Genomic DNA, 23,909 nt, shown 5'->3' with positions numbered 1-23,909 from the left:
GCAAAATGGCAGAGATCGACCTTTGAAGGCAAGAGGATAAGCGGGGTGTCTGCTTCATTTCGGCACTCGCGGCAGGCCTGCACACAGAAAACTTGGCGCACTGCCGCTTGCGGCCTGCCATCGCCTTGACCATAAAGGGCTTATGATCATCCAACTGAATTGCGAAGCTCGTGGCTGGACCTGCTGAAGCGACCCGCGGCTATCGTGTCGCCAATACTTTCGTGCCCTCGCGCCCGCTCGAGCCGGCACTTTATCTCGTTGCGACGCCGATCGGCAATCTCGGCGATATCACGCTGCGCGCGCTGGAAACCCTGTCGGGTGCGGACGTGCTGGCCTGCGAGGATACGCGCGTTACCCGCGTGCTTCTCGATCGCTACGGCATTGCCAACAAACCCTATGCCTATCATGAATATAATGCCGACCAGATGGGGCCGAGACTGCTGGCGGCCTTGGAAGAGGGCAAGTCCGTGGCGCTGGTTTCCGACGCCGGTACGCCGCTCGTGTCCGATCCGGGTTACAGGCTCGGGCAACTGGTAATCGAAGCCGGCCACAAGGTCGTGCCCATCCCCGGCGCCTCGGCGCCGCTTGCGGCGCTGGTCGCCTCCGGCCTTCCGAACGATGCCTTCCTGTTTGCAGGGTTTCTGCCGACCAAGGAGAAAGGACGGCGCGACCGGTTGGCGGAATTGTCGAAAATTCCGGCGACATTGATATTCTTCGAGTCTCCGCATCGAATTGCGGCAACGCTTGTGTCCGCTGCCGACGTTCTGGGGCCTGGCCGCGCGGCCTGTGTCGGGCGTGAACTGACAAAGGCCTTCGAGGAGATCAGCCGCGCTTCGCTTGGAGAGCTTGCGGAAGCTTTCGATGGACGCAATGTCAAAGGCGAGATCGTGCTGCTCGTCGGTCCGCCCGCTTATGACGACGTGCCGGCGGCAGTCGACGTAGATATCTTGCTGGAGGAGCTGTCATCCACCATGCCTGCGGCAAAGGCTGCGGCCGAGGCGGCGCGTCTGACGGGGCTGTCGAAAAGGGATCTCTACCAGCGTCTCGTCGCCATGAAGTGCAAGGATGGGGGCTGATGGTCCGAGGAGCCGGGGATAAGCGGCAGAGACGCCAGCGCGCCGAGCGCCGTGGCCACGTCTCCGAATATCTCGCGGCCCTCTTTCTCCTGCTCAAGGGCTACCGGATCCTGGCATTCCGCTATCGCACCAAACTGGGCGAGATCGATATCGTCGCCCGCAAGAAGACACTTGTCTTGTTTGTCGAGGTCAAGGCGAGGGCCAGCGAAGGTGCTGCCATCGACGCTGTGGGTTATGAGACGCAAAGACGGATCAGGTCCGCGAGCGATATCTGGCTGTCGCGCCCCCGTGATACGCATCGTCTATCCTGTCGATACGACATTATCGCCGTTCTTCCCTGGCGGCTGCCCCGCCATTTCCCGGATGCTTTTTGACGGTGTTGTGAAGTTTTTGCAAAGCTGTGCAAACGTCACAAATCTGAAACAGAACTGTTAAGAGCCTGTCACGGGCAAGCCCTATTTCGATCCTCGATCCAACCAAGGCGGAGAGGACGAAACCATGATTAAGAAGCTTTCGATGGCCGCGATGGCAGTTGCAATGTCTGCAACATCCTCGCTTGCAGCAACGAACATCACCTGGTGGCACGGCATGGGCGGCCGCAACGGTGAAGTCATCAACGAAGTGTCGCAGAAGTTCAACGCCTCGCAGACGGCTTGCGCTCTGACACCGATCTCCAAGGGCACCTACGAGGAAGCTCTGGCAACCGGCATCGCGGCCTTCCGTTCGGGCGAACAGCCGAACATCCTGCAGGTATTCGATGCTGGTGCAGCAACCATCATCAACGCCAAGGGCGCAACCGTTCCGGCCGAAGACCTGATCAACAACGCAGGTTACAAGTTCGACCGCGAAGCGTTCATCGAAGGCGTTCGTTATTTCTACGCCGACTCGAAGGGCAAGTTCATCGGCATGCCGTTCAACTCTTCGGCTCCGATCATGTACGTCAACCCGCAGGCTTTCGAAAAGGCCGGCGTTGCTGTTCCCAAGACCTGGGAAGAGTTCGAAGCCGTTGCTCCGAAGCTGAAGGAAGCCGGTTACATCGCGATGACCGCTTCGCAGCTGACCTGGCAGTTCACCGAGAACTTCTTCTCGCGCCAGAACATCCAGTTCGCCACCAACAACAACGGTTACGACAGCGTTGCCGACACCAAGATGAACCTCACAGACAAGAACCTTGTCATGATGTTCGAAAAGCTGAAGGCCTGGTCGGATGCCGGTTATTACCGCTTCTACGGCGCCAGCTGGAACGACAACCAGAAGCCTTTCGAAGAAGGCAAGGTTGCCATGTGGATCGGTTCTTCCGGTTCGTTCGGCGGCCTGCAGAAGACCGCTACCATGCCGTTCTCGGCTGACTTCCTGCCTTACTGGTCGAGCATCAAGGGCGCCGGTACCAACACCTTCATCGGTGGTGCAGCACTCTTTGCAATGGCCGGCAAGCCGGAAGCCGAAAACAAGTGCGTTGCCGACTTCTTCCAGTTCCTGACCTCGCCGGAAATCCAGAAGTTCTACCATCAGGCTACCGGTTATGTTGCCATCACCAAGGCTGCTTACGAGCTGGCCAAGAAGGAAGGCTACTATGAGAAGTCCCCGGTTGCCGAAGTCGGCATCAAGCAGCTGATGCTGCCGTCGGGCGAATGGTCCAAGGGTTACCGCCTCGGCTTCTACCCGCAGATCCGCTCCGTGATGGAACGCGAATACAACAAGATCTTCTCGGGTGAAACGACCGTACAGAAGGCCTTCGAAACCATCGAGAAGGAAGGCAACGACCTCCTCGCCCGTTTCGCCAAGACCGCTGGCTGATAACAACCTCCCATCATGGTCCGTCTGCCCTATCAAAGGGGCAGGCGGGCTCTTTTGTAATTTGAAAGAAAGGGGAGAACGCGTGGCCTATACGACGTTACAGCCGCAAGCCGGTGGTTTCCTGTCCCGCCTTGGTTTCGGGAATAAAGCGCGCAAAAAGCCTGCTGCCGCGGAAGAGATGAAGCGTGTGCAGTTCACTTCGCCCGTACTTCCCTATCTGTTTCTGTTCCCGCAACTCGCGGTGATCATCATCTTTTTCTACTGGCCCTCGGTCCAGGCACTGAGCTCGTCCTTCTATATCGAGGACCCGTTCGGCTTCGGCTCGACCTTCGTCGGCTTGAGCAATTACACCGATGTGATCTTCAGCTCCGAATACCAGTCGATTGCGCTGTTCACGGCCGTCTTCACACTGCTCGTCACCTTCCTGTCGCTCTCGATAGGACTGCTGCTCGCCGTCAAGGCCGATCGCATCATCCGCGGCGCCTCGACCTACAAGACGCTGCTGATCGCCATCTACGCCATTGCCGCGCCCGTCTCGGGCCTGATCGGCATGATGATCTTCGACCAGCATGTCGGCCCCTTCGTCAAGATGATGTCTTTCTTCGGCTGGCATATGCAGGTCGGCCTGAACTATTACGACACCGCCTTCGCCATGACCGTGGTCGCCGTCTGGAAGCAGATCCCGTACAATTTCATCTTCTTCCTGTCCGGCCTGCAGAACGTGCCGGTCTCGGTCCGCGAGGCGGCGATGATCGATTGCCGCTCGGGCTTGCGCCGTTTCTGGACCGTCATCCTGCCGCTTCTGGCGCCGACGGCCTTCTTCCTTTTGACCATCAACGTCACCTACGCGCTGTTCGACACGTTCGGCATCATCGACGTGATGGTCAAGGACAAGCCGGCAAACAACCCGGTCACGCTGGTCTACAAGGTCTATGCCGATGGCTTCCGTGGCAATGATATCGGCGGCTCGTCGGCCCAGTCCGTCATTCTGATGATCGTCGTCTTCGTCCTCACCATCTTCCAGTTCCGCTTCATCGAGCGGCGCGTCCACTACAATTGAGAGGATAAGACGATGTATCGCGCAAAGTTTTCCGATCACCTCATCCTGATCCTCGGCTCGCTGTTTCTCTGCATGCCGGTCGTGGTCGCCTTCATGACCTCCACCCACACGGCGGCAGACATTCACAGCAATGGTCTGTCGCTTGCCTGGGGTGACAATTTCATCGCCACCTACGAAAAGGTGCTGACGCAAAAGGGTGGCTTCACCGGCGATATTACCGGCGCCCGCATGGTGATGAACTCGCTGATCCTCGGCATCGGCTTTGCGGTCGGCAAGATCGTGCTGTCGATGATGGCAGCTTATGCCATCGTCTATTTCCGCTTTCCCATGGCGACACTTTCCTTCTGGGTGATCTTCACCACCCTGCTTCTGCCGCTCGAAGTGCGCATCATGCCCTCCTATCAGGTCATGTCGGATCTCGGTCTGCTGAACACCTATACGGGCCTGATCGTGCCGCTTTTGGCCTCTGCCACCGGAACCTTCTATTTCCGCCAGTTCTTCAAGTCCGTGCCGGAGGAACTGCTGGAAGCTGCCCGCATCGATGGTGCAGGCCCGTTCAAGTTCTTCATCGACATCCTGGTGCCAATCTCGCGCACCATGATCGCGGCGATCTTCATCATCATGTTTGTTTATGGCTGGAACCAGTATCTCTGGCCGATGATGATGACGACCGACGAAAGCTTCTTCACCCTGATGCGCGGCATCAAATCCATCCTGCAGGTCTGGGTCGGCTCGAACATCCCTGATTACAACGAGGCATTTGCGCTGGCGGTTCTCGCCATGCTCCCGCCCGTGGCAATAGTGGTGATTTTCCAGAGCTGGTTCATCAAGGGCCTGACCGAAAGCGACAAGTAAGGAACGACAAAAATGGCCGCGATCGACATCAGCAGCGTTGGCAAGATTTATACCGGCGGCGTGCGCGCCGTCTCCGACATCAACCTCGACATTAAGGACGGCGAGTTCATCGTCCTCGTCGGCCCCTCCGGCTGCGGCAAGTCCACGCTTCTGCGCATGGTCGCAGGGCTTGAGGCGATTTCTGAAGGCACCGTGAAGATCGGAGACCGCGTGGTCAACGAGGTGGAGCCGGCCGACCGCGACATCGCCATGGTGTTCCAGAATTATGCGCTCTACCCGCATATGACGGTGCGCCAGAATCTCGAATACGGTCTGAAGAACCGCAAGACGCCGAGGGCGGAAATCGACGCGCGCGTCAATGAAGCGGCCCGCATGTTGGAAATCACCCAGTATCTCGACCGCAAGCCGCGTGCATTGTCCGGCGGTCAGCGTCAGCGCGTCGCCATGGGCCGCGCCATCGTCCGCAAGCCGGCCGCCTTCCTCTTCGACGAGCCGTTGTCGAACCTCGACGCCAAGCTGCGCGTTTCCATGCGTGGCGAGATCAAGCGCCTGCAGCGCCGTCTCGGCACGACCTCGATCTACGTCACCCACGACCAGCTCGAAGCGATGACGCTTGCTGACCGCCTCGTCGTGTTGAGCGGCGGACAGATCGAGCAGGTCGGTTCGCCGCTGGATGTCTATCACACCCCGGCCTCGACCTTCGTCGCGAGCTTCATCGGCTCTCCGGCCATGAACCTCATGAAGGCTGAGCTTCAAGGCGACAAGCTGGCGATCGGCCCCTCGCTGATTTCGCTCAACGGTTACGCGCCGACTTCCGGCGCGGTCACAGTCGGCCTGCGCGCCGAGGATCTGCGCGTTGTTTCGGGTGACGAGGGCATGCCTTTTACCGTCGAATATGTCGAGGAACTCGGTTCTCAGCGCCTTGCCCACGGTGTTGTCGGCGATCAAGCCGTGACGATCGCACTGTCTGGCGAAGCCGAAATCACCGATGGTATGCGGATCACGATCGACCCCTCCAAACTGCATTTCTTCGATGCCGAGACTGGCAAGCGCCTGGATGCGCGTGCGCCTGCCAAGGCGGTCGCTGCTGTGGCTGAGCCGGTCGGCTGAAACGAAGGGTCAGAAGCGTATTGACAATGTGCGGCCGGGATTGTTCCCGGCCGCATTGCTTTCGGGCCACTGCCATCCTAAATCAGGCAAGCCCAAATAGGCGGCACATTTTTCGGGGACAGAACTCATGGCGCATGTTCGCAAGGTCGCAATCCAGATGGACCACATCTCCACCATCAACATTGCTGGCGATTCCACCTTCGCAATGACCTTGGAGGCCCAATCGCGCGGCTACGAGCTTTTCCATTATACGCCCGATCGCCTGACCATGCGCGACGGCAAGATCTTTGCCGCCGTCGAACCACTGCAGGTCCGCGACATCAAGGGCGATCATTTTACGCTCGGAGAGAAGCAACGCGTGGATCTTTCGCAGATGGACGTCGTGCTTCTGCGCCAGGATCCGCCCTTCGACATGGGCTACATCACCTCGACCCATTTGCTGGAACGCATCCACCCGAAGACGCTCGTCGTCAACGATCCGGCGTGGGTACGGAATTCGCCTGAAAAGATCTTCGTCACGGAATTCGCCGATCTGATGCCGCCGACACTGATCTCGCGTGATCCGGCCGAAATCGCCGCTTTCCGTCAGGAGTTGGGCGATATCATCCTGAAGCCGCTTTATGGCAATGGCGGCGCCGGCGTCTTCCATTCGGCTCGCGACGACCGCAACTTCACTTCGCTTCTGGAAATGTTCGGCCAGATGTACCGCGGCGAGCCCTATATCGCTCAAGGCTATCTGAAAGAGGTCCGCAAGGGGGACAAGCGCATCCTTCTCGTCGATGGCGAGCCGGTCGGAGCGATCAACCGCGTGCCGGCGGAAACCGACAGCCGCTCCAACATGCATGTCGGCGGCCGTGCCGAGCCGACCGAACTGACGACGCGCGAAAGGGAAATCTGCGCACGGATCGGGCCGGCGCTGCGCGAACGCGGCTTCATCTTCGTCGGCATCGATGTCATCGGTGACTATATGACCGAAATCAACGTCACTTCGCCGACCGGCATCCGCGAAGTGAAAAAATTCGGCGGTGCCGATGTCGCGAGCCTGATGTGGGACGCGATCGAAGCGAAGAACTGATCTTTCTCATTCGTGTGCGAGTAAAAGGACATCCGATCGGGTGTCCTTTTTTGTTTGAATGTTCGATTTTTGTTCTTGTTTAAAATTCTGTAGCGTGTCAGCTTATGGTTGTGCTGGTGCGAAGGGTGGGCCACAGGGTAGGGCCGTCGTTCCGGACGTGTATCGGGGAGCGAATGGCATGGTTTCACGCGTCAGTACCATTGCATTCCAGGGCATAGAGGGCGTGCCTGTCGATGTTCAAGTCATGGTCGGGCCGGGCAAGATGGGTGTTCATATCGTCGGCCTGCCGGACAAGGCGGTTGCAGAAAGCCGCGAGCGGGTCCAGGCGGCACTGCATGCCTCCGGGCTTGCCATGCCGCCCAAAAAGGTGACGATCAATCTCGCTCCGGCGGATCTTCCCAAGGAAGGCTCCCATTTCGACCTTGCCATCGCACTTGGCCTGATGGCAGCACTCGGCGCCATTCCGGGCGATGCCATTGCCGATCATGTGGTAATCGGCGAGCTGAATTTGGATGGTACGCTTGCGGCGGTTGCCGGCGCGCTTCCGGCGGCAATCAGTGCCAATGCGCTCGGCAAGGGCCTGATCTGCCCGGCTGACAGCGGCCCGGAAGCCGCCTGGGCTGGACCGGATGTTGATATCCTTGCGCCGCGTAGCCTGATCGCGCTTGCCAACCATTTTCGCGGAACGCAGGTCATATCGAGGCCGCAGCCGGCGATCCGCGCGCTTCCCGCAAACCTGCCGGATCTGGCAGAGATCAAGGGCCAGGAAAGCGCCAAGCGAGCTTTGGAGGTCGCAGCGGCCGGCGGCCATAACCTGCTTTTTGTCGGACCGCCAGGTTCTGGAAAATCCATGCTGGCGGCGAGACTGCCCTCCATCCTCCCGCCGCTATCGGCAGCCGAACTTCTGGAAGTCTCGATGATCCATTCGATCGCCGGGCAATTGTCGGGCGGCAAGCTGTCGGACCGGCGGCCCTATCGCACCCCGCATCATTCGGCGACCATGGCAGCGCTGATCGGCGGAGGGCTCAGGGCAAAGCCGGGTGAGGCATCGCTTGCTCATCACGGCGTTCTGTTTCTCGACGAGTTTCCGGAATTTTCGCCGCAGGTGCTGGACGCGCTGCGCCAGCCTTTGGAAACCGGTGAATGCGTCATCGCCCGGGCCAACCATCGCGTTTCCTATCCGGCGAGCATGCAGCTCGTCGCTGCGATGAACCCCTGCCGTTGCGGCATGGCGGGGGAGCCCGGCCATTCATGCGCCCGTGGTCCCCGTTGCGCCGCCGATTATCAGGGACGCATTTCCGCGCCGCTGATGGATCGTATCGATATCCGCATCGATGTGCCGGCGGTTTCGGCATCGGATCTCATCCGTCCGGCGGCTGCGGAAAGCAGCGCCGACGTGGCGAAACGGGTTCATGCAGCGAGGGAACTACAACAGGATCGCTATCTGGCCGCGGGTCTGTCGGGGCCGCTCACCAATGCGCGTTGCTCGACGTCACTGATCGAAAAAGTTGCCGAGCCTGATGCATCCGGTCTGCAATTGCTGCGGGATGCGGCGGAGAAACTGAAATTCTCCGCTCGCGGCTATCACCGTGTCCTGAAGGTGGCGCGCACATTGGCTGATCTCGACGGCAAGCCGACGGTCGGCCGACTTCACCTTGCCGAAGCGATTTCCTACCGCATGGCCAGCGAGCGGCTGGCCATCGCGGCGGCGTGACTGGCTTTTAGCCGCCCAGTCCGTCGAATAGAGCGGTGGAGAGATAACGTTCCGCGAAGGAGGGGATGATCACGACAATGGTCTTGCCGGCATTTTCCGGCCGGCTACCGACTTCAATTGCCGCCTTCAGAGCTGCACCGGACGAGATGCCCACCGGCACGCCTTCCAGCTGCGCCACGTGGCGCGCGGTTTCCAAGGCGTCGCTGCTGGCGACCGTGACGATCTCGTCATAGATTTCCGTATCGAGAACCTTTGGCGCAAAACCGGCGCCGATGCCCTGGATCTTGTGGGGACCGGGTTCGCCGCCCGAAAGAACCGGAGATTCCTTCGGCTCGACGGCGATGACCTTCACGTCCGGATTGCGGCTCTTGAGCACCTGGCCGACGCCGGTGATCGTTCCGCCTGTGCCGATGCCGGCAACGAAAATATCGACTTTGCCATCGGTATCGTTCCAGATTTCCTCGGCTGTGGTCTTACGGTGGATTTCCGGATTGGCAGGGTTTTCGAACTGCTGCGGAATGATCGCATCGGGAAGCGTGGCGGCAAGCTCTTCTGCCTTGGCGATCGCGCCTTTCATGCCCTTCGGGCCTTCGGTCAGAACGAGTTCGGCGCCGAGCAGTGCCAGCATCTTGCGGCGCTCGACCGACATGGTTTCCGGCATGGTCAGGATCAGCTTGTAACCTTTTGCGGCAGCGGCAAAGGCGAGCGCGATTCCGGTGTTGCCCGAGGTGGGTTCGATGAGCGTGGTTTTGCCGGGTGTGATCTTGCCCTGTGCTTCCAGGCTTTCGATCATGGCCACCCCGATACGGTCCTTGACCGACGAAATCGGATTGAAAAATTCGAGCTTGGCGAGGATGGTGGCCTTCACGCCCTTTTCTTTTGCCAGCTTGTCCAGCCGGACGAGCGGCGTGTCACCGATCGTTTCGGTGATCGAGGAATAGATACGGCCGCGGCCCGGCTTGTTCACCGACATTGTCGTTTCTCCACTTGAAAGGTTGAACGAAAAATAGTGTTCGATGGAGCAACAGGCGAGGCCGATTTTGTCTTATCACGTCAAAAATACGCGAAATATCCTGCTCCCGATGCAGGTTTCGGCGCAATGCCATGCTGCATGGGAGAGGTTATTGATAGCTATCAAAGCTGAGGAGCGTCACGCTCCTGCATCAAGCGCCTCAGACGCCGGTCGAACCAAATCCGCCGGCACCGCGCTGGGTCGAGCTTGTCTCGGTGATTTCAGCCACGCTCAACTGCGTCACCGGTGCCACGACCATCTGGGCGATGCGCATGCCGCGGGTAATGGTGAAATCCTCGTCGCCGAGATTGACGAGCAGAACCTTGACTTCGCCGCGGTAATCGCTGTCGATCGTGCCGGGCGTGTTGAGGCAGGTGATACCGTTCTTGAAGGCGAGGCCGGAGCGGGGACGGATCTGCGCCTCATAACCCGCCGGGATCTCGAAAATGAAGCCGGTTGGCACCAGTGCCCGTTTTCCCGGTGCAAGCGTCATGGGCTCGGCCTCGGCCACCGCCGCGCGAAGATCCATGCCGGCCGCACCGGTGGTTTCATAGGTCGGGAGATCCAGTCCATCGCCATTCGGCAGGCGGAGAAGATTGAGCGTGGGTGAAGAAGGGGTGTTAACGTTCATCGCTCCATTAGCCCGGTGGCGGCCGTCGAGGTCAAACACGAATTGAAACTTATCCACTAAGTCGCTAGATACGCGGCAACTCGAAGGATTGTTGCTGACATGGCCGAAACACTGGCAGAAGCGGTTTCCCGCCGCCGTACATTTGCGATCATCGCCCACCCGGACGCGGGCAAAACGACGCTGACTGAAAAACTGCTTCTGTTCGGCGGCGCCATCCAGCTTGCCGGCGAGGTCAAGGCGAAGAAGGATCGCATCCAGACGCGGTCCGACTGGATGAAGATCGAGCGTGAGCGCGGCATCTCGGTCGTCACCTCGGTGATGACCTTCGAATATGCCGACAAGGTCTTCAACATCCTCGATACGCCCGGTCACGAAGACTTTGCTGACGATACCTACCGTACGCTGACGGCGGTCGATGCCGCCATCATGGTCATAGATGCCGCCAAGGGTATCGAGCCGCGGACGCTGAAGCTGTTCGAAGTCTGCCGCATGCGCGACATCCCGATCATCACCTTCATCAATAAGATGGACCGCGAAAGCCGCGACATTTTCGAAATTCTCGATGAGGTCGAGGAAAAGCTGGCGCTGGATACCGCCCCGATCACCTGGCCGATCGGCCGATCCAAGAGTTTTTGCGGGTCTTATCAGCTGGCCACAAACAAGGTGCGTGGTCCAGACAGCGAGGAGGCGGTGGTCGTCAACGGCCCTCAGGCCGTGGCCGATCGCCTGCCGGAAAACGAACGCGCAGCCTTCGTCGAAGAAGTGGAACTGGCCAGAGAGGCTTGCCGTCCCTTCGACAGGCAGGCCTTCCTCGAAGGACATATGACGCCGGTCTTCTTCGGCTCGGCGCTGCGCAATTTCGGAGTGCGCGATCTGATCAACGCTCTGGCCGACTTTGCGCCTCCACCGCGCGATCAGGTGGCCGATATCCGCACGGTGCATGCCGCTGAGGAAAAGATGACGGCCTTCGTCTTCAAGATTCAGGCGAACATGGATCCGAACCACCGAGACCGCATCGCCTTTGCCCGCATCTGCTCCGGCAAGCTGGAGCGTGGCATGAAGGCGCGGCTGGCCCGCACCGGCAAGCAGCTTGGCCTCACCGCGCCGCAATTCTTCTTCGCTTCACAGCGCCACATCGCCGATACGGCCTTCGCCGGCGATGTCGTCGGCATTCCGAACCACGGAACGCTCAGGATCGGCGATACGCTGACCGAGGGTGAAAATCTGGTCTTCCAGGGCGTGCCGAACTTCTCGCCTGAAATCCTCCGCCGCGTGCGGCTGGAAGATGCGATGAAGGCGAAAAAGCTGAAGGAAGCCCTGCAGCAGATGGCGGAAGAGGGCGTCGTACAGTTGTTTTCGCCGGAAGACGGCTCACCGGCTATCGTCGGCGTGGTCGGAGCGCTGCAGCTCGACGTCCTGAAGGAGCGGCTGTCGGCGGAATATACGCTGCCGGTCTCGTTCGAAATGTCGCGTTTTTCCGTTTGCCGCTGGATCTCTTCGGACCAGCCGGCGGAAATGGATAAATTCCTCACCGTCAAGCGTGGCGATATCGCCCGCGATCTCGACGGTGATCCGGTTTTCCTGGCGCAGGATGCGTTTTCGCTGCGTTATGAATCGGAACGTTATCCGGCGATCAAGATGGTTGCGATTAAGGAATATCACGTCGCCAAGGCGGCGTAATATCAGCCTTTACTAATCGAGCTTCAGTTCGGCACGTCCGCTGGTCAGATCGGAAACCAGACGGGAAACTGTTTCCGTCTCGGCCTCCGGCACCCGAAGCAGGATGTCGGCGCCGGTCTCGTTGAAATGCTCTTCCGCAATTGACAGGTCGGTCACGGATTGCAGCCTTGCCTTGACGCGGGCGAGATCTGCAAAGTCGAGGCTAAGCTTGCCCTGCACCGAAGGCTTCACCTCCACGAGCGCTGCTGCCTTGATACAGGCCGCAGCCGTGCCGCCATAGGCACGCACGAGGCCGCCGCTGCCGAGCAATATGCCGCCGAACCAGCGGGTTACGATCACCACTGCCTTGTCCAGGGATTGTCCGTCGATTGCGGCAAGGATCGGCTTGCCCGCCGTACCGCTCGGCTCGCCGTCATCGGAAAAGCGATAGGTCGCTCCGATCCGCCATGCCCAGCAATTGTGATTGGCGCCAGACTGAGCGTGCGCGGCAACTGCTGCCTTCGCTTCCTCCTCGGTCGCAACCGGGAGCGCGATCGCCAGAAAACGGCTTTTCTTGATTAGCTGCTCGAATGTGGCCGCTTGCTCTAGCTGGAACATTTCAGAGCATTATCCCTGTGGCTGGCTGAATGGAAGTGGCCAAAATTCCAACCGAGCCGCAACTTTATGGCGCTTTGCGGCCAAGCGATATATCCAGATAACTATGTCGATTGAATTTCCGTCAGGAGATGAAGAATGGTTCGTGAGAACGAAATCCGTCAAAACGAGGTGCGCGTAATACCGCCTGAACCGACCGATGCCGGCCTTGTTTTCATAGGTATTATTTCAACGCCGTGGACTTCGCGCATGGAGACGCCGCGACAGGGCCGCCATGATGGTCCGGTCTGCCGTATCGAAATCTACGAGCCGTGGGTATCGGCGCTGAAAGGTGCCGAGGTCTTCGAACGGCTCGAAATTCTCTACTGGCTGCATCAGTCCCGCAGGGATCTCGTGCTGCAGAGTCCTGCCAGCAACGGTAAGGTACACGGTACATTTTCTCTGCGCTCGCCCGTGCGGCCGAACCCGATAGGGACTTCGATCGTCAAACTCGAGGGTATTGAAGGCAACGTGCTGCTGGTGCGCGGTCTCGATTGTCTCGATGGCACGCCGCTTCTGGACGTCAAGCCGGATCGTAGCCTGTTCAATCCGATCGCGCCGCCGCAAAAGGGTGATTTCGACACGGATGCGAACCTGCTGCCGTGAATCACATTGCCAGAAGGCTTCTGTTTCGTGTTTCGAAGAATGGCGGAAAGGCTTGAAGAGCAATCATGTGATCCAAGCAGTTTTTGCCTTTCGCGCCAAACCGGGCAAGTCGAGCCGCTCAACGGGACTATAAACTCAAGGTTTATGCATCAGAGCAGAAAATTTTCGGATGGGCGGAGCATCGTCCGCCTCACCGAATGGGTCAATCGGTCGCGACCATCACGTCCGAGGCCTTGATCACAGCATAGGCGTCGGCGCCGACGGCCAACGCAAGTTCGTCCACGGCCTCGTTGGTGATCGATGAGGTGACGATCAGGCCATTGCCCAGATCGATACGGACATGTGCCGTGGTCGCACCCTTCGTGACCTCGATAACCTTGCCTTTGAAACGGTTACGTGCACTGATTTTCATAATATTCCCTCAAATTATGATCTTTTGTCGTGTTTAGAAAAATACGCACCGCGACACATGTCAACGTCGATTCCTGCTTTATTCCGCCGTGAGATCCCTGAGGAAATCGTCGCACCAGCGATTGATGTCGTATTCGAGAAGGTGGTCCATCATCTTCTCCCAACGCTGCTTGCGCTCATCCAGTGACATGGTGAGCCCGCGCGCAATTGCATGCGCTGTGCCCTCGATATCATAGGGATTGACGAGCAGTGCACCGCTCAGTTCTCGCGCTGCACCGGCAAAGCGGGAGAGAACCAACACGCCCGGATCTTCCGGATCCTGCGCCGCCACATATTCCTTGGCAACGAGGTTCATGCCGTCGCGCAATGGCGTCACCAGACCTATCTTCGCCAACCGGTAGAGCCCCGCCAGAAGCGGTCTGGCGATTGAACGGTTGACGTAACGGATCGGTGTCCAGTCCACCTGACCCAGAGCGCCGTTCACGCGCCCCGCCTGTTCGGCGACCGTGCGCTGCATCTGTTCGTATTCCGGCACTTCCGAACGGGATTTCGGGGTGACCTGCAGATACGTCACCTGGTTTTGGTAGGCGGGGTTGAGCCTAATAAACTGCTCGAAAGCGTCGATACGCTGGGTGATGCCCTTGGAATAGTCCAGCCGATCGACGCCTATGATCAGTGCGCGGCCCTCGATGCTCTGCCGCGCCTTCTTCACCATCACGTTGCGCGAGGCCTTCACCGCATACTTGGAAAAAGCTTCGGTTTCGATCGAGATCGGATAAGCCCCGCCCTTGAAGGTTCGGCCATAGGTCGAGAATTTCTTGCCGCCCTCCAGCCGCTCGCCGATACCTTCGCGCACCAGTCCGCCGCCGAAATTGTCGAGGTCGAAATCGGTATGGAAGCCGACGAGATCGTATTGCGAAAGCCCGCGCATGATCTGTTCGTGCACCGGCATGGCAAACAGCACGTCCGCCGGCGGCCAGGGGATGTGCAGGAAGAAGCCGATCTTGTTCTTGAAGCCCATCTGTCGGAGCTCGGCCGCAAGCGGGATCAGGTGATAGTCATGCACCCAGATGATATCGTCCTCTTTCAAAAGAGGCGCCAGCTTGTGGGCGAAAAACCGGTTGACGCGGAAATAGCCCGCCATTTCCTTGCGGCCATATTCCGCCAGGTCCAGCCGGTAATGGCAGATCGGCCAGAGCACCCGATTGGCAAAGCCGTGGTAATATTCCTCGACATCGGTATCGGTGAGATCCGTCAGCGCATAGGTGATGTTGCCATGTTCGCGGATATCCATCTTTTCCGGTTCGCGGTCGCCGCTGGAATTTCCCGACCATCCCATCCAGATGCCGCCGCGCTCTTCAAGCGCTGCCTGCAGGGCGACGGCCAGGCCTCCGGCAGGCGCATCGCCTGCTTTTTTCGGAACGGTGACACGGTTTGAAACGACCACAAGGCGGCTCAAGGCAAATTCCTTCTAACTATGAATATAGGCGGCCGACGCATTATCGCGCGAAACCGGCCAGAATGTCGCGAAGCTCGGCTGCGGAAGAGAGCAGCATCGTCGCCTGCGTGGCGTTGCCATCAGGCAGGGTTGCTTCACCGATCCGGATAGAGAGACCGCCAAGCGCATTGGCGGTCTTGAACATGGCTTCGTCGGTCAGGTCATCGCCGATCGCGACCGGCAATCGGCCGGCAAATGGTGGTTCGTCGAGAAAGCTGCGCAAGGCTTCGCCCTTGCTGGCGCGCGCCGGGCGAATTTCGATCACCATCTTGCCACGCTGCAATGTGAAATCGCTGCCGGCATCTGCCGCCGCACGTTCCATCAGCGCTTCCAGATCAGTCTGCCGCTCCGGCGCCTGCCGGTAATGCGCACCGACAGCCGCGCCCTTGTCCTCGATCAGCACGCCGTCCCAACCGGCGGTGTCGCTGAAAAGACCCGCCTTCAGCAGTTCGAATTCCGGCGTTGACGTCACGCAATCGATCGCGCCATCGGACATGCGCCGCTCTGCACCATGCAGACCTGCGATCGGAAACTGGTAGGGTTGAAACAGTCTGTCGGCATAGGGCAGGGCACGGCCGGTAACCAGCGCCAATGCGCCGCCGAGCTTTTTCGACACCGCATCGAGATTGGCCGGCAGGTCCGCAGGCACGACGATCCCGTCGGGAGTGTCAGCCAGATCGATCAGCGTGCCGTCGATATCGAGAAACAGTGCCCAGCGATCGAGATCCCTGAGAAGGTCCGAAACCGCTGTTCCGGGTGGCGTGAGACCAGAAGTGAGCTGGGCTTCACGTGACTTTGCTTGCTGCGACATAGCTCTTTATCTAGGCCAGCATCGGGCTTAGGCAACCCTCATCGCCACGGAATGGCCGCAAATGGGGCAGTCTCTGCGATCGAGTCCGGTCACGGTTCAGACAGTGGCCGACGCACCACAGTTTTAATATGCGTTGCAAAACGTGAAGTCTTGGCCGTCGCAATTCCGTCACGAATACTGTTAGCTTAACTTTTCATTAGGCGAATAACTCGACCCTCCTCTTAATACGCCGCGATTGGCCGCGGTATCCTTCGGAGTGACAAAACCTATGTGCCGCTGGGCTGCCTATCGAGGCGAACCGCTTTATCTGGAAGAGCTTGTTTCATCGCCGGCGCATTCCCTCATCGAGCAATCCCATTGTGCAACCCGCGCCAAGACGGCGACCAATGGAGATGGTTTTGGCATCGCCTGGTATGGTGAAAGGCCAGAACCCGGCCGCTACCGGGATGTCCTGCCCGCCTGGTCGGACTGCAACCTGAGAAGTCTCGCCCGCCAGATCCGCTCGTCGCTTTTTCTAGCCCATGTCCGTGCGGCAACATCGGGGGCAACCCGACGCGACAACTGTCATCCCTTCGTTCACGGTCACTGGTCCTTCATGCATAACGGCCAGATTGCGAACTTCGATCGTATCCGCCGCCCGATGGAAAGCCTGTTGTCGGACGACCTGTTTGCCGCGCGCACCGGCACGACCGACAGTGAAATGATCTTTCTTCTGGCCCTGCAGTTCGGGCTCGATGCCGATCCGCTCGGTGCGATGGAAAAGGCGATCGCCATGGTCGAGTCGCTGTCGATGAAAAAATCCGGCGAGGCTCTGGTACGATTCACCGCCTGTTTCTCCAACGGCCAGCAGCTTTACGCCGTCCGCTACGCGACCGACCACAAACCGCCGACCCTCTACGCAGCCCCGATGGGCGGCAGCGCCGGTGCCAAGAGCGGTTATTGCCTCGTATCCGAGCCGTTGAACGACGAAGCTGATACCTGGGTGGAAATTCCGGATGGCAGCGCCGTGCGCGTTTGCCCGGATGGCATGCAGGCGTCGCTGTTTCAGCCCAGGCTTCTGGCCGAAGCCGCTTGACCGCTCACGGTCCTCGATCGTTATTTGCCGGGAAGTACGATCCCGAGCTCCAGCCGCAGCTTTTTCGTCAGCCCTGCCGCGACCAGTTCGTAGGAGCGGGTCAGATAATGTGCGACTTCGTCTTCCGAAAGCGGTGAACCGGCGCGGATCTCCACCCATTTGCGTTTGGCGAAATAGGGTGCCTGGCCGATCCCGTCGAGTGCCGTCAGGATCTCGAAGCTTTCCTCGGTGCATTTCACGACGACGCGTGCCTCGCCTCCCTCGCCGAGAAGGGTGAACACCTTGTCGCCCACCTTGGCGACATGGGAACCCCACTGATCGACGAAGGATGTCCCCGGCAATTTCTTCACAAAGGCATCGAAACCCTTTTTCGTGAACAGGCTCATTGTTCCCGGCTCCCGTTTCAGCCCGAAAGCTTGGAGGCGATCAGCGCAGCCAGCCGTTCGGCCACCTCTTCCTTGGAAAGATCCGGCCATTCGTCGATGCCCTGGGCGGAGATGATCTTCACCCGGTTGCGGTTGCCGCCCATCACGCCGGTTTCCGGCGAAACGTCGTTGGCGACGATCATGTCGGCGCCTTTCCGCTCAAGCTTGGCGCGGCCGTAGGCCTCGACATTCTGCGTCTCGGCCGCAAAACCGACGACCAGTTGCGGCCGCTGGGCGTGGTGGCCGATCGTCTTCAGGATATCCGGGTTTTCCGTCAGCTGCAGCGCCGCCGGCGCTTCGCCCGGCTGCTTCTTGATCTTCTGGTCCGCCGAGGTCACCACGCGCCAATCGGCAACGGCCGCGACCATCACGGCGATATCCGTAGGGAGCTGCGACGTGACGGCCTCAAGCATTTCGCTCGCCGTTTCCACATGCAACGTCGTCATTCCTGAAGGATCGGGGATCGTCACCGGACCGGAAACAAGTGTGACCTTGGCGCCAAGCCTTGCCAGAGCCGCAGCGATCGCATGGCCCTGTCTGCCGGAAGAGCGGTTTGCAATGTAGCGCACCGGGTCGATCGGCTCATGGGTCGGGCCGGAGGTGACGATCGCGGTTCGGCCTTCGAGCGGTCTTGCTCCGGCGTCGAGGATTTCGATGACCGCAGCCGTGATCTGTAGTGGTTCGGCCATGCGGCCGACGCCGGCTTCGTTGCTTTCGGCCATCTCGCCGGCCATCGGGCCGATGAACGAAATGCCATCGGTCCTGAGCGTTTCGATATTGCGACGGGTGGGCGCCGCATCCCACATTTTCGGGTTCATCGCCGCCGCCAGCAGAACCGGCCGATCGGTTGCGAGCAGTACGGTGCTGGCCAGATCGTCAGCAATGCCATGCGCCATCTTTGCCATCAGGTTCGCCGTGGCCGGTGCGACGAGAACCAGATCGCAATCACGCGCCAGCCTGATATGCCCGACATCCTGCTCGTCTTCGCGGGAGAAGAGTTCCGTGTAGACATGGTCTGAAGACAGCGCACCGACCGCAAGCGGGGTTATGAATTCCTGGGCGGATTTCGTCATCACCGGCCGCACTTCGGCACCACGCTCGCGCAGGCGGCGGATCAGGTCGAGGCTCTTATAGGCCGCGATGCCGCCTGAGATGATGAGGAGAATACGCTTGCCGGAGAGTTCCATTGCCGTGTCCACTTGCCAGTTGGCCGGAAGCTAAGGTCTTGTCCTGAAAGTTGCAATCGCCTTTCCGCCTGCGTGGTGAATGGCGCGTGGCCAGCTTGCCTGACCTTGGACCATGCGCTACGATTTGTCCCGGCCGGATGCGGCCAGCCGCCCGCGGTATCCTGCCATGGTGAATGCATCCAACCGACCTTCATCCTGACCATCCGGCCAATGATGACGAACGGATCAGCAATGCGGGCCCTGATTTAGCCGTTCGTCCGTTGAAAGGATGAAGTCATGCGCGATTTCCGCGATGCAAAACTGATGGCAAAAAGCCTGCGCGAGGCGCTTGCCGAACAGAATGTCGAACTCTCCCACAGCAAGGCGCTGGAACTGGTTTCGGCCCAGTTCGGTTACGATGACTGGAACGTCCTGGCCGCCAGGATCGATGCCGCCGTCCCCACCGAACGGAAAGATCCGATCTCCATCCAGCCGGCCATCCCGATCTTCCGCATCTTCGATGTGACGAAGGCGATGGAATTTTACCGGGATTTTCTCGGCTTTGCGGTGGACTGGGAGCACCGCTTTGCGCCCACCGCACCGCTTTATTGCCAGATGTCGCGCAGCGGCATGCTGTTGCATCTCTCCGAACATGCAGGTGATGCCTCGCCGGGTGCCCGTGTCTTCGTGCCCATGACAGGCGCCGAAGCCTTTCAAAAGGAACTGATTGGGAAAAACTATCCCTATATGCGACCGGGGCTGGAGCAGGCGGACTGGGGGCTGGAAGTCACGGTCATTGACCCGTTCAGCAATCGCATCACCTTCTGCGAGCGCGAAATAAAGAGCTGATCAGAGCGGTTTTAACGCAATTCCGGACGCAAAACCGGCTCCCACTTCTGCTGGAATTGCTAGCTTGCCTGCACAAGACCGAAAAGGTTGAGTGCGATCGGGGATCGCTGTTCCTTCATCATGGCGACCCCGAGCCGCGCCATCAGCGGCGGCCCTTCGATCGGGCGGAAGACGACGCCGTCGATCTCGATCTTCGCCAGCGATTTCGGCACGATCGACACGCCAAGCCCGGCCGCGACCAGATTGACGACCGAGGGGATCTGCGGTGCCTCCTGGGATACGTTCAGTTCGAAACCGGCATCCCGGCAAGCCTGAAGAATATCGGTATAGAGGCTGAGCCCCACCGTCCGCGGGAAGATGATGAAGGGCTCGGTAGCGAGGCTTGCGAGCCTGACGCGGCTTTGTGCCGCAAGCGGATGGCTGGCGGGCAGTGCGATCAACATCTGTTCGTCAGCCATGCGTTTCAGCCGTACTTCTCTCGGATCTTCCAGCCCCGGCCGAATGAACGCCACGTCGAGTTCGCCCCTGACGAGCTTTTCCATCAGCCAGTTGCTGTTCATTTCGGTCAGGGACAGCGCGACATCCGGCCACCGAGCGCGAAACTGCCGGATGATGCTCGTCACGGCCGGGTTGAAGGTCGCCGATGCGGTAAACCCGAGCGTCAGGCGGCCCGTATCCCCCCGCGCAGCCCGTTGAGCCGAGAGTTTGGCGTGGTCTGCGGCCGCCAGCGCGATCTTCGCCTCCGTCAGGAACGCTGCCCCTGCCGCCGTCAATTCGGCTCCATGCGGCACCCTGTGAAACAGCTGGGACCCAATCTCCGTTTCGAGGTCACGGATCTGCTGGCTCAGCGGTGGTTGGCCGATGCCGAGTTTAGCTGCCGCACGGGTAAAATTCAGTTCTTCCGCGACGGCAACGAAATAACGAAGATGTCGAAGCTCCATATCTAAAACCTATCACGAACGCCTCCTCCATATATTGGACACATGAACGCATGCTGGCTAGATTCCAGACCATACAGAAGGTCTTTTTATCATGCCGTCCGCCGCAGCCAGCCGTTCTTTAAATTCCGAAATCAATATTCTCGAACCTACCGCTTCCCCGCTCCAGTCTGATCCTCCCAAGCAATATCTGAAGCGGGGTACACCCGGTTACCGTAAGGCGAGCCTGGCTCTTTTCATGTCAGGGTATTCGACCTTTGCGCTGCTTTATTGCGTGCAGCCATTGATGCCGATCTTCGCCGAGCAATTTAAGGTCAGCCCGGCTGTAAGTTCTTTGTCCCTGTCGTTATCGACCGGCCTTCTGGCTGTGGCAATCTTCTGCGCGGCTGCGATCTCCGAACGGTTCGGTCGCCGCAGCCTGATGTTCTGTTCGTTGATGGGCGCATCACTCTGCACGCTTGCCTGCGCCTTTATGCCGAACTGGAACCTGATCCTCGTCATTCGTGCGCTGGAAGGATTGCTGCTCGGCGGCGTGCCGGCCGTTGCCATGGCCTATCTGTCGGAAGAGATCGATCCCAAGGGCATTGGTGCCGCCATGGGTCTTTATATTGCCGGCAATGCCCTGGGCGGCATGTCGGGACGTGTCTTCACCGGCATTCTGGCTGAGTTTCTGTCCTGGCGTGTGGCGCTGATGGTCATCGGTGCCTTCGGCATTGCCGCTGCCATCGGTTTTTTCACCATGCTGCCGCCATCGCGCAACTTCAAGCCGCGTCGGTCCAATATCAGTTATCACGCTTCGGCCTGGCTCGGCCATGTCAAACGCGGGCCGCTTGCGTTGCTCTTCGGCATCGGCTTTCTGCTGATGGGCTCGTTCGTCACCATCTACAACTATTCAGGCTTCCGATTGGTGGCAGACCCCTATTATCTCAACCAGACTGAACTGGGCCTGATCTTCACTGCCTATCTGTGTGGTGTCGGCTCGTCCTGGGTCGGCGGTACGCTAAGCGATCGTTTCGGTCAGTTTCAGGTCATGATGGCCGGCATCATCCTGATGTTTGCCGGTCTTCTGACGACCTTGGCTGCGTCGCTTGTTTTCATCATTCTCGGTATCGCGATGCTGACGGCAGGCTTCTTCATGGCTCATGCGGTGGCAAGCGCCCTGATCGGGCGTCTGGCCGGCAGCAACAAGGGGCATGCCTCCTCGCTTTACCTTCTGGCCTATTACCTGGGATCCAGCATTGCCGGTTCGATCGGCGGCAAGTTCTGGAGTGCTGGCGGCTGGTCGGCGGTCATCACCTTCACCGGCATCATGCTGGCGCTGGCGCTCGTTGCCGGACAGACGGCTTATTATCTGAGCCGCCGGGCCGATCCTGTCAGATCTTCGCGGCTGCCGATCGGGGCGCCGGGGCCGGCCGAGTGACCAGCCCGAATTCCGTCATTTCCTTTTCCGTCAGATAATAGAGCCGGTCGGGCGGGGTCTCCAGCGCATGCAGCCAGAGGCCCGAACCGATCCCCATCTCGTCCAGATGACGGGCAACCCGCGCCGTCGTCGATTGTGCGCTCGACATTGCCTGTTCCGCGGAAGGCCGTTCACGGCTGCCGTTGAATACCTGATGCACGCCGACGACAGCCTCCTTTTCGGCAATGCGCTCCGCGCCGCCGGAAAACACGATCGGGCAGGATGACGCGCAAAGTCCTCTTGAAGCGATCCGCGTCTGAAGCTTCTTCTCGCGGACGAGTCTCGACATGGTGATCGCGTCGTCGACCGATCCGCCCGGCGAATTCAGCTGTACAGTTTTCACATATTCCCCGCGCGCCTCGATCTCCTGCGCAAATCGTCCGGCCGCACCCGGATCGATCGTGCCTTCCGCCAACAATACGCCGCCCGGTTTCAGATCGAAGGTCATCGCTTTGCGGAACACCTCGCTCGGGCTTGCCGGCTCCACAGGTGGCGCGGCAGGGCGACCGTCGGTCAGGGCCGGCGGAAGCACGGGCTGACCGTCATGCATCGGGTCGAAGCCGGGCAGTTGCGCACTCGCCGTGGTGATCTCACGCACGTCGATCACCAGAAAAGTCACCGACGCGGCAAGCAGCAGATAGAAGACGCAGCGCATCAGAACGCCGTCATCGATCCGGCGTATCGCCTCACCGATCGTCATGCAGCCTGTCCCTGCCGCGCGATCGCGGATCGAGATTGGTGATGTTGTTCGGCTCCTCGGCGCTCTCACCATCCTTTACAGGTTCGCCATCGTCTTCAGCTCTTTTCTCCGCCTTGGCGGCGGCGGTTTCAATGTCTACGCCGCTGGCCGAAAGCGCGCGTTGTATCTCGAGCGCCCGCATCAGTTCCGCTGCGGTGATACCTTCGGCATAGGGCAGCTGTTCTTCCTGCTTGCGGATGGACGCATGCGCCACGGCGAGAATGAACACCATCACGCCCGGCAGAAGGTCGATCGAAATCGCGCCGGCCCAGGCGGGTATGAAGTCCTGCGCGTAATGCAGCACGGCCTCTGCGGAAGACAGCGGTACGAAGCGGCGTTCCACGATCGGCGGGCGGGCGAGGATCTCGTCGGCAGCCTTGGCAAGCGCCTTGGACTGTGCGGCGACAGAGGCTCTGACCGTTGCCATCACCTGATCCTGGCGGTTGATCAGATTGGCATCGCTGCCGTCTGCGACAGGAGCGATGAAACCGAGCGAAAGGTCGTCGGCCGCGCGACGGATCGACGGGGCGATCGACGTTTGCGACAGAGAGCTGATGACACCGGTCAGCGCCACCGCTTCCGTCGAAAACTGGTCGGCGCGGGGCTCGATCAGGCCGGGCGCGGAAATCAGCGAGCGCATCGTTTCAAGCCGTTTCTGCCCCTGCTCGAAAAGCTCGGCCACCTGTTCGCGCGAGCCGTTGATATTGGCTTCGAGCGACTTCATCTGCCCCGACATCTGGGCCAGAAGCTGTACGACACTGCCCGATCCGGTCGTGCCGGTGAGAGAGCCGGACTGCCGCTCGACAGCGGCAAGCTGCGAAAAACGTTCCGAAGCACGCTGGATATCCGGCAGCAGGCTCTGGACAGCAAGCACGTTCTGGTGGGCGCGGTCGAGATCGGAGGAGTACCCTTCCACCGTTTCCGAAAGATGCTGTTCGACGGCGGCAGAGCCGGCAAGCGCTGCCGCATTCAGCCAGCTCGACATGGCAAGGATCATCGCCGCGCCTGCCGCCATCACGAACAGCATCGCGGTCTTGCCGGTCCGGCTGGTGATATGCGGGTAGAAACGGGCCATGTAGGACCAGAAGGCATAGATGCCGACCGAGACCGAAACCGAATAGATGATCGCGGCAAAGAACACGCCGGTGGGCGATCCGTCGAGGATCGAGCGGACGCCGAGATAGGTATAGACGCCCGAAGCCAGCGCCAGAACGGCGAGCGCGAAACGGGTCATGGTTTCGACGGCGACGATACCGTCCTTCAGGCGTTGCGTCGGACCCAAAGCCATC

24 protein-coding genes are annotated in these 23,909 nt (G+C 59.8%); 13 read left to right on the top strand and 11 right to left on the bottom strand.

Annotated elements, in window-relative coordinates; all coding sequences use genetic code 11:
- Positions 1 to 170 precede the first annotated feature (170 nt).
- From rsmI to FHP24_RS09190, 8 genes are all read left to right on the top strand, one after another.
- Positions 171 to 1,076: a 16S rRNA (cytidine(1402)-2'-O)-methyltransferase gene (gene rsmI / locus FHP24_RS09225; RefSeq protein ID WP_139675723.1), complete on the top strand. Its 906-nt coding sequence runs from the start codon at positions 171 to 173 to the stop codon at positions 1,074 to 1,076.
- Positions 1,076 to 1,450: a YraN family protein gene (locus FHP24_RS09220; protein WP_139675721.1), complete on the top strand. Its 375-nt coding sequence runs from the start codon at positions 1,076 to 1,078 to the stop codon at positions 1,448 to 1,450. The genes rsmI and FHP24_RS09220 overlap by 1 nt, the downstream gene beginning before the upstream one ends.
- Positions 1,451 to 1,574: 124 nt before the next feature.
- A complete protein-coding gene (locus FHP24_RS09215; protein WP_139675719.1) occupies positions 1,575 to 2,873 on the top strand; it encodes an extracellular solute-binding protein in 1,299 nt (432 codons plus the stop codon).
- An 82-nt stretch (positions 2,874 to 2,955) separates the two neighbouring features.
- The gene (locus FHP24_RS09210) at positions 2,956 to 3,933 is read left to right on the top strand and encodes an ABC transporter permease subunit (protein WP_246091641.1); all 978 of its coding nucleotides are present in this window, start codon (positions 2,956 to 2,958) and stop codon (positions 3,931 to 3,933) included.
- Between the two features lie 12 nt (positions 3,934 to 3,945).
- Complete coding sequence (locus FHP24_RS09205; RefSeq protein WP_139675717.1) at positions 3,946 to 4,788, top strand: ABC transporter permease subunit; 843 nt, start codon at positions 3,946 to 3,948, stop codon at positions 4,786 to 4,788.
- Between the two features lie 12 nt (positions 4,789 to 4,800).
- Positions 4,801 to 5,898, top strand: coding sequence for a sn-glycerol-3-phosphate import ATP-binding protein UgpC (locus FHP24_RS09200; RefSeq protein ID WP_139675715.1), 1,098 nt, complete (start codon positions 4,801 to 4,803; stop codon positions 5,896 to 5,898).
- Positions 5,899 to 6,025: 127 nt separating this feature from the next.
- Complete coding sequence (gene gshB / locus FHP24_RS09195) at positions 6,026 to 6,973, top strand: glutathione synthase (RefSeq protein WP_139675712.1); 948 nt, start codon at positions 6,026 to 6,028, stop codon at positions 6,971 to 6,973.
- A gap of 178 nt (positions 6,974 to 7,151) precedes the next feature.
- Entirely contained in the window at positions 7,152 to 8,687 is a 1,536-nt protein-coding gene (locus tag FHP24_RS09190; RefSeq protein WP_139675710.1) for a YifB family Mg chelatase-like AAA ATPase, read from the top strand.
- Between the two features lie 7 nt (positions 8,688 to 8,694).
- Here FHP24_RS09190 and cysK read toward each other — a convergent pair whose 3' ends face one another.
- Positions 8,695 to 9,660: a cysteine synthase A gene (gene cysK / locus FHP24_RS09185; protein WP_139675708.1), complete on the bottom strand. Its 966-nt coding sequence runs from the start codon at positions 9,658 to 9,660 to the stop codon at positions 8,695 to 8,697.
- Positions 9,661 to 9,859: 199 nt separating this feature from the next.
- On the bottom strand, positions 9,860 to 10,330 hold the full coding sequence (gene dut, locus FHP24_RS09180; protein ID WP_139675706.1) for a dUTP diphosphatase: 471 nt from the start codon (positions 10,328 to 10,330) through the stop codon (positions 9,860 to 9,862).
- A gap of 99 nt (positions 10,331 to 10,429) precedes the next feature.
- Between dut and FHP24_RS09175 the strand changes: the two genes are divergently transcribed.
- Positions 10,430 to 12,010: a peptide chain release factor 3 gene (locus FHP24_RS09175; RefSeq protein WP_139675704.1), complete on the top strand. Its 1,581-nt coding sequence runs from the start codon at positions 10,430 to 10,432 to the stop codon at positions 12,008 to 12,010.
- 12 nt (positions 12,011 to 12,022) lie between these two features.
- Here FHP24_RS09175 and FHP24_RS09170 read toward each other — a convergent pair whose 3' ends face one another.
- Positions 12,023 to 12,607, bottom strand: coding sequence for an IMPACT family protein (locus FHP24_RS09170; RefSeq protein WP_139675702.1), 585 nt, complete (start codon positions 12,605 to 12,607; stop codon positions 12,023 to 12,025).
- A gap of 135 nt (positions 12,608 to 12,742) precedes the next feature.
- On the opposite strand from FHP24_RS09170, the gene tsaA reads away from it, so the two are divergent.
- On the top strand, positions 12,743 to 13,249 hold the full coding sequence (gene tsaA / locus FHP24_RS09165; RefSeq protein ID WP_139675700.1) for a tRNA (N6-threonylcarbamoyladenosine(37)-N6)-methyltransferase TrmO: 507 nt from the start codon (positions 12,743 to 12,745) through the stop codon (positions 13,247 to 13,249).
- A 202-nt stretch (positions 13,250 to 13,451) separates the two neighbouring features.
- Here tsaA and FHP24_RS09160 read toward each other — a convergent pair whose 3' ends face one another.
- From FHP24_RS09160 to otsB, 3 genes are all read right to left on the bottom strand, one after another.
- Positions 13,452 to 13,661 carry a TOBE domain-containing protein gene (locus FHP24_RS09160; RefSeq protein ID WP_139675698.1) on the bottom strand — a complete coding sequence of 70 codons (210 nt, stop codon included), beginning with the start codon at positions 13,659 to 13,661 and terminating at the stop codon, positions 13,452 to 13,454.
- A gap of 78 nt (positions 13,662 to 13,739) precedes the next feature.
- The gene (gene otsA / locus FHP24_RS09155) at positions 13,740 to 15,119 is read right to left on the bottom strand and encodes an alpha,alpha-trehalose-phosphate synthase (UDP-forming) (protein ID WP_139675696.1); all 1,380 of its coding nucleotides are present in this window, start codon (positions 15,117 to 15,119) and stop codon (positions 13,740 to 13,742) included.
- 40 nt (positions 15,120 to 15,159) lie between these two features.
- On the bottom strand, positions 15,160 to 15,969 hold the full coding sequence (otsB, locus tag FHP24_RS09150; RefSeq protein ID WP_139675694.1) for a trehalose-phosphatase: 810 nt from the start codon (positions 15,967 to 15,969) through the stop codon (positions 15,160 to 15,162).
- Positions 15,970 to 16,237: 268 nt separating this feature from the next.
- On the opposite strand from otsB, the gene FHP24_RS09145 reads away from it, so the two are divergent.
- Positions 16,238 to 17,044, top strand: coding sequence for a class II glutamine amidotransferase (locus FHP24_RS09145; protein ID WP_139675693.1), 807 nt, complete (start codon positions 16,238 to 16,240; stop codon positions 17,042 to 17,044).
- Between the two features lie 20 nt (positions 17,045 to 17,064).
- Here the strand turns inward: FHP24_RS09145 and FHP24_RS09140 are convergent, their stop codons facing one another.
- A complete protein-coding gene (locus tag FHP24_RS09140; RefSeq protein ID WP_139675691.1) occupies positions 17,065 to 17,430 on the bottom strand; it encodes an MmcQ/YjbR family DNA-binding protein in 366 nt (121 codons plus the stop codon).
- Between the two features lie 17 nt (positions 17,431 to 17,447).
- A complete protein-coding gene (gene coaBC, locus FHP24_RS09135; protein ID WP_139675689.1) occupies positions 17,448 to 18,656 on the bottom strand; it encodes a bifunctional phosphopantothenoylcysteine decarboxylase/phosphopantothenate--cysteine ligase CoaBC in 1,209 nt (402 codons plus the stop codon).
- Between the two features lie 276 nt (positions 18,657 to 18,932).
- On the opposite strand from coaBC, the gene FHP24_RS09130 reads away from it, so the two are divergent.
- Positions 18,933 to 19,484: a glyoxalase superfamily protein gene (locus tag FHP24_RS09130; protein WP_139675686.1), complete on the top strand. Its 552-nt coding sequence runs from the start codon at positions 18,933 to 18,935 to the stop codon at positions 19,482 to 19,484.
- Between the two features lie 59 nt (positions 19,485 to 19,543).
- On the opposite strand, the gene FHP24_RS09125 is transcribed toward FHP24_RS09130, so the two are convergent.
- Positions 19,544 to 20,425 (bottom strand): LysR family transcriptional regulator, encoded by an 882-nt coding sequence (locus FHP24_RS09125; protein WP_139675684.1) that lies wholly within the window; start codon positions 20,423 to 20,425, stop codon positions 19,544 to 19,546.
- Positions 20,426 to 20,516: 91 nt separating this feature from the next.
- Here FHP24_RS09125 and FHP24_RS09120 point away from each other — a divergent pair, with 91 nt between their 5' ends.
- Entirely contained in the window at positions 20,517 to 21,842 is a 1,326-nt protein-coding gene (locus FHP24_RS09120) for an MFS transporter (protein WP_139675682.1), read from the top strand.
- On the opposite strand, the gene FHP24_RS09115 is transcribed toward FHP24_RS09120, so the two are convergent.
- Positions 21,796 to 22,581, bottom strand: a complete 786-nt coding sequence (locus FHP24_RS09115) for a COG3904 family protein (protein WP_139675680.1) — start codon at positions 22,579 to 22,581, stop codon at positions 21,796 to 21,798. The two genes, FHP24_RS09120 and FHP24_RS09115, sit on opposite strands and share 47 nt — an antisense overlap.
- Positions 22,568 to 23,908 carry a hypothetical protein gene (locus FHP24_RS09110; RefSeq protein ID WP_139675678.1) on the bottom strand — a complete coding sequence of 447 codons (1,341 nt, stop codon included), beginning with the start codon at positions 23,906 to 23,908 and terminating at the stop codon, positions 22,568 to 22,570. The genes FHP24_RS09115 and FHP24_RS09110 overlap by 14 nt, the downstream gene beginning before the upstream one ends.
- Between the last annotated feature and the right edge of the window lies 1 nt (position 23,909).

The organism is Aliirhizobium smilacinae (genome assembly GCF_006335145.1).
GTDB lineage: Bacteria > Pseudomonadota > Alphaproteobacteria > Rhizobiales > Rhizobiaceae > Neorhizobium > Neorhizobium smilacinae.
Note: the sequence above shows the minus strand (reverse complement) of the source record. Positions and strands in the feature narration are given on the sequence as shown.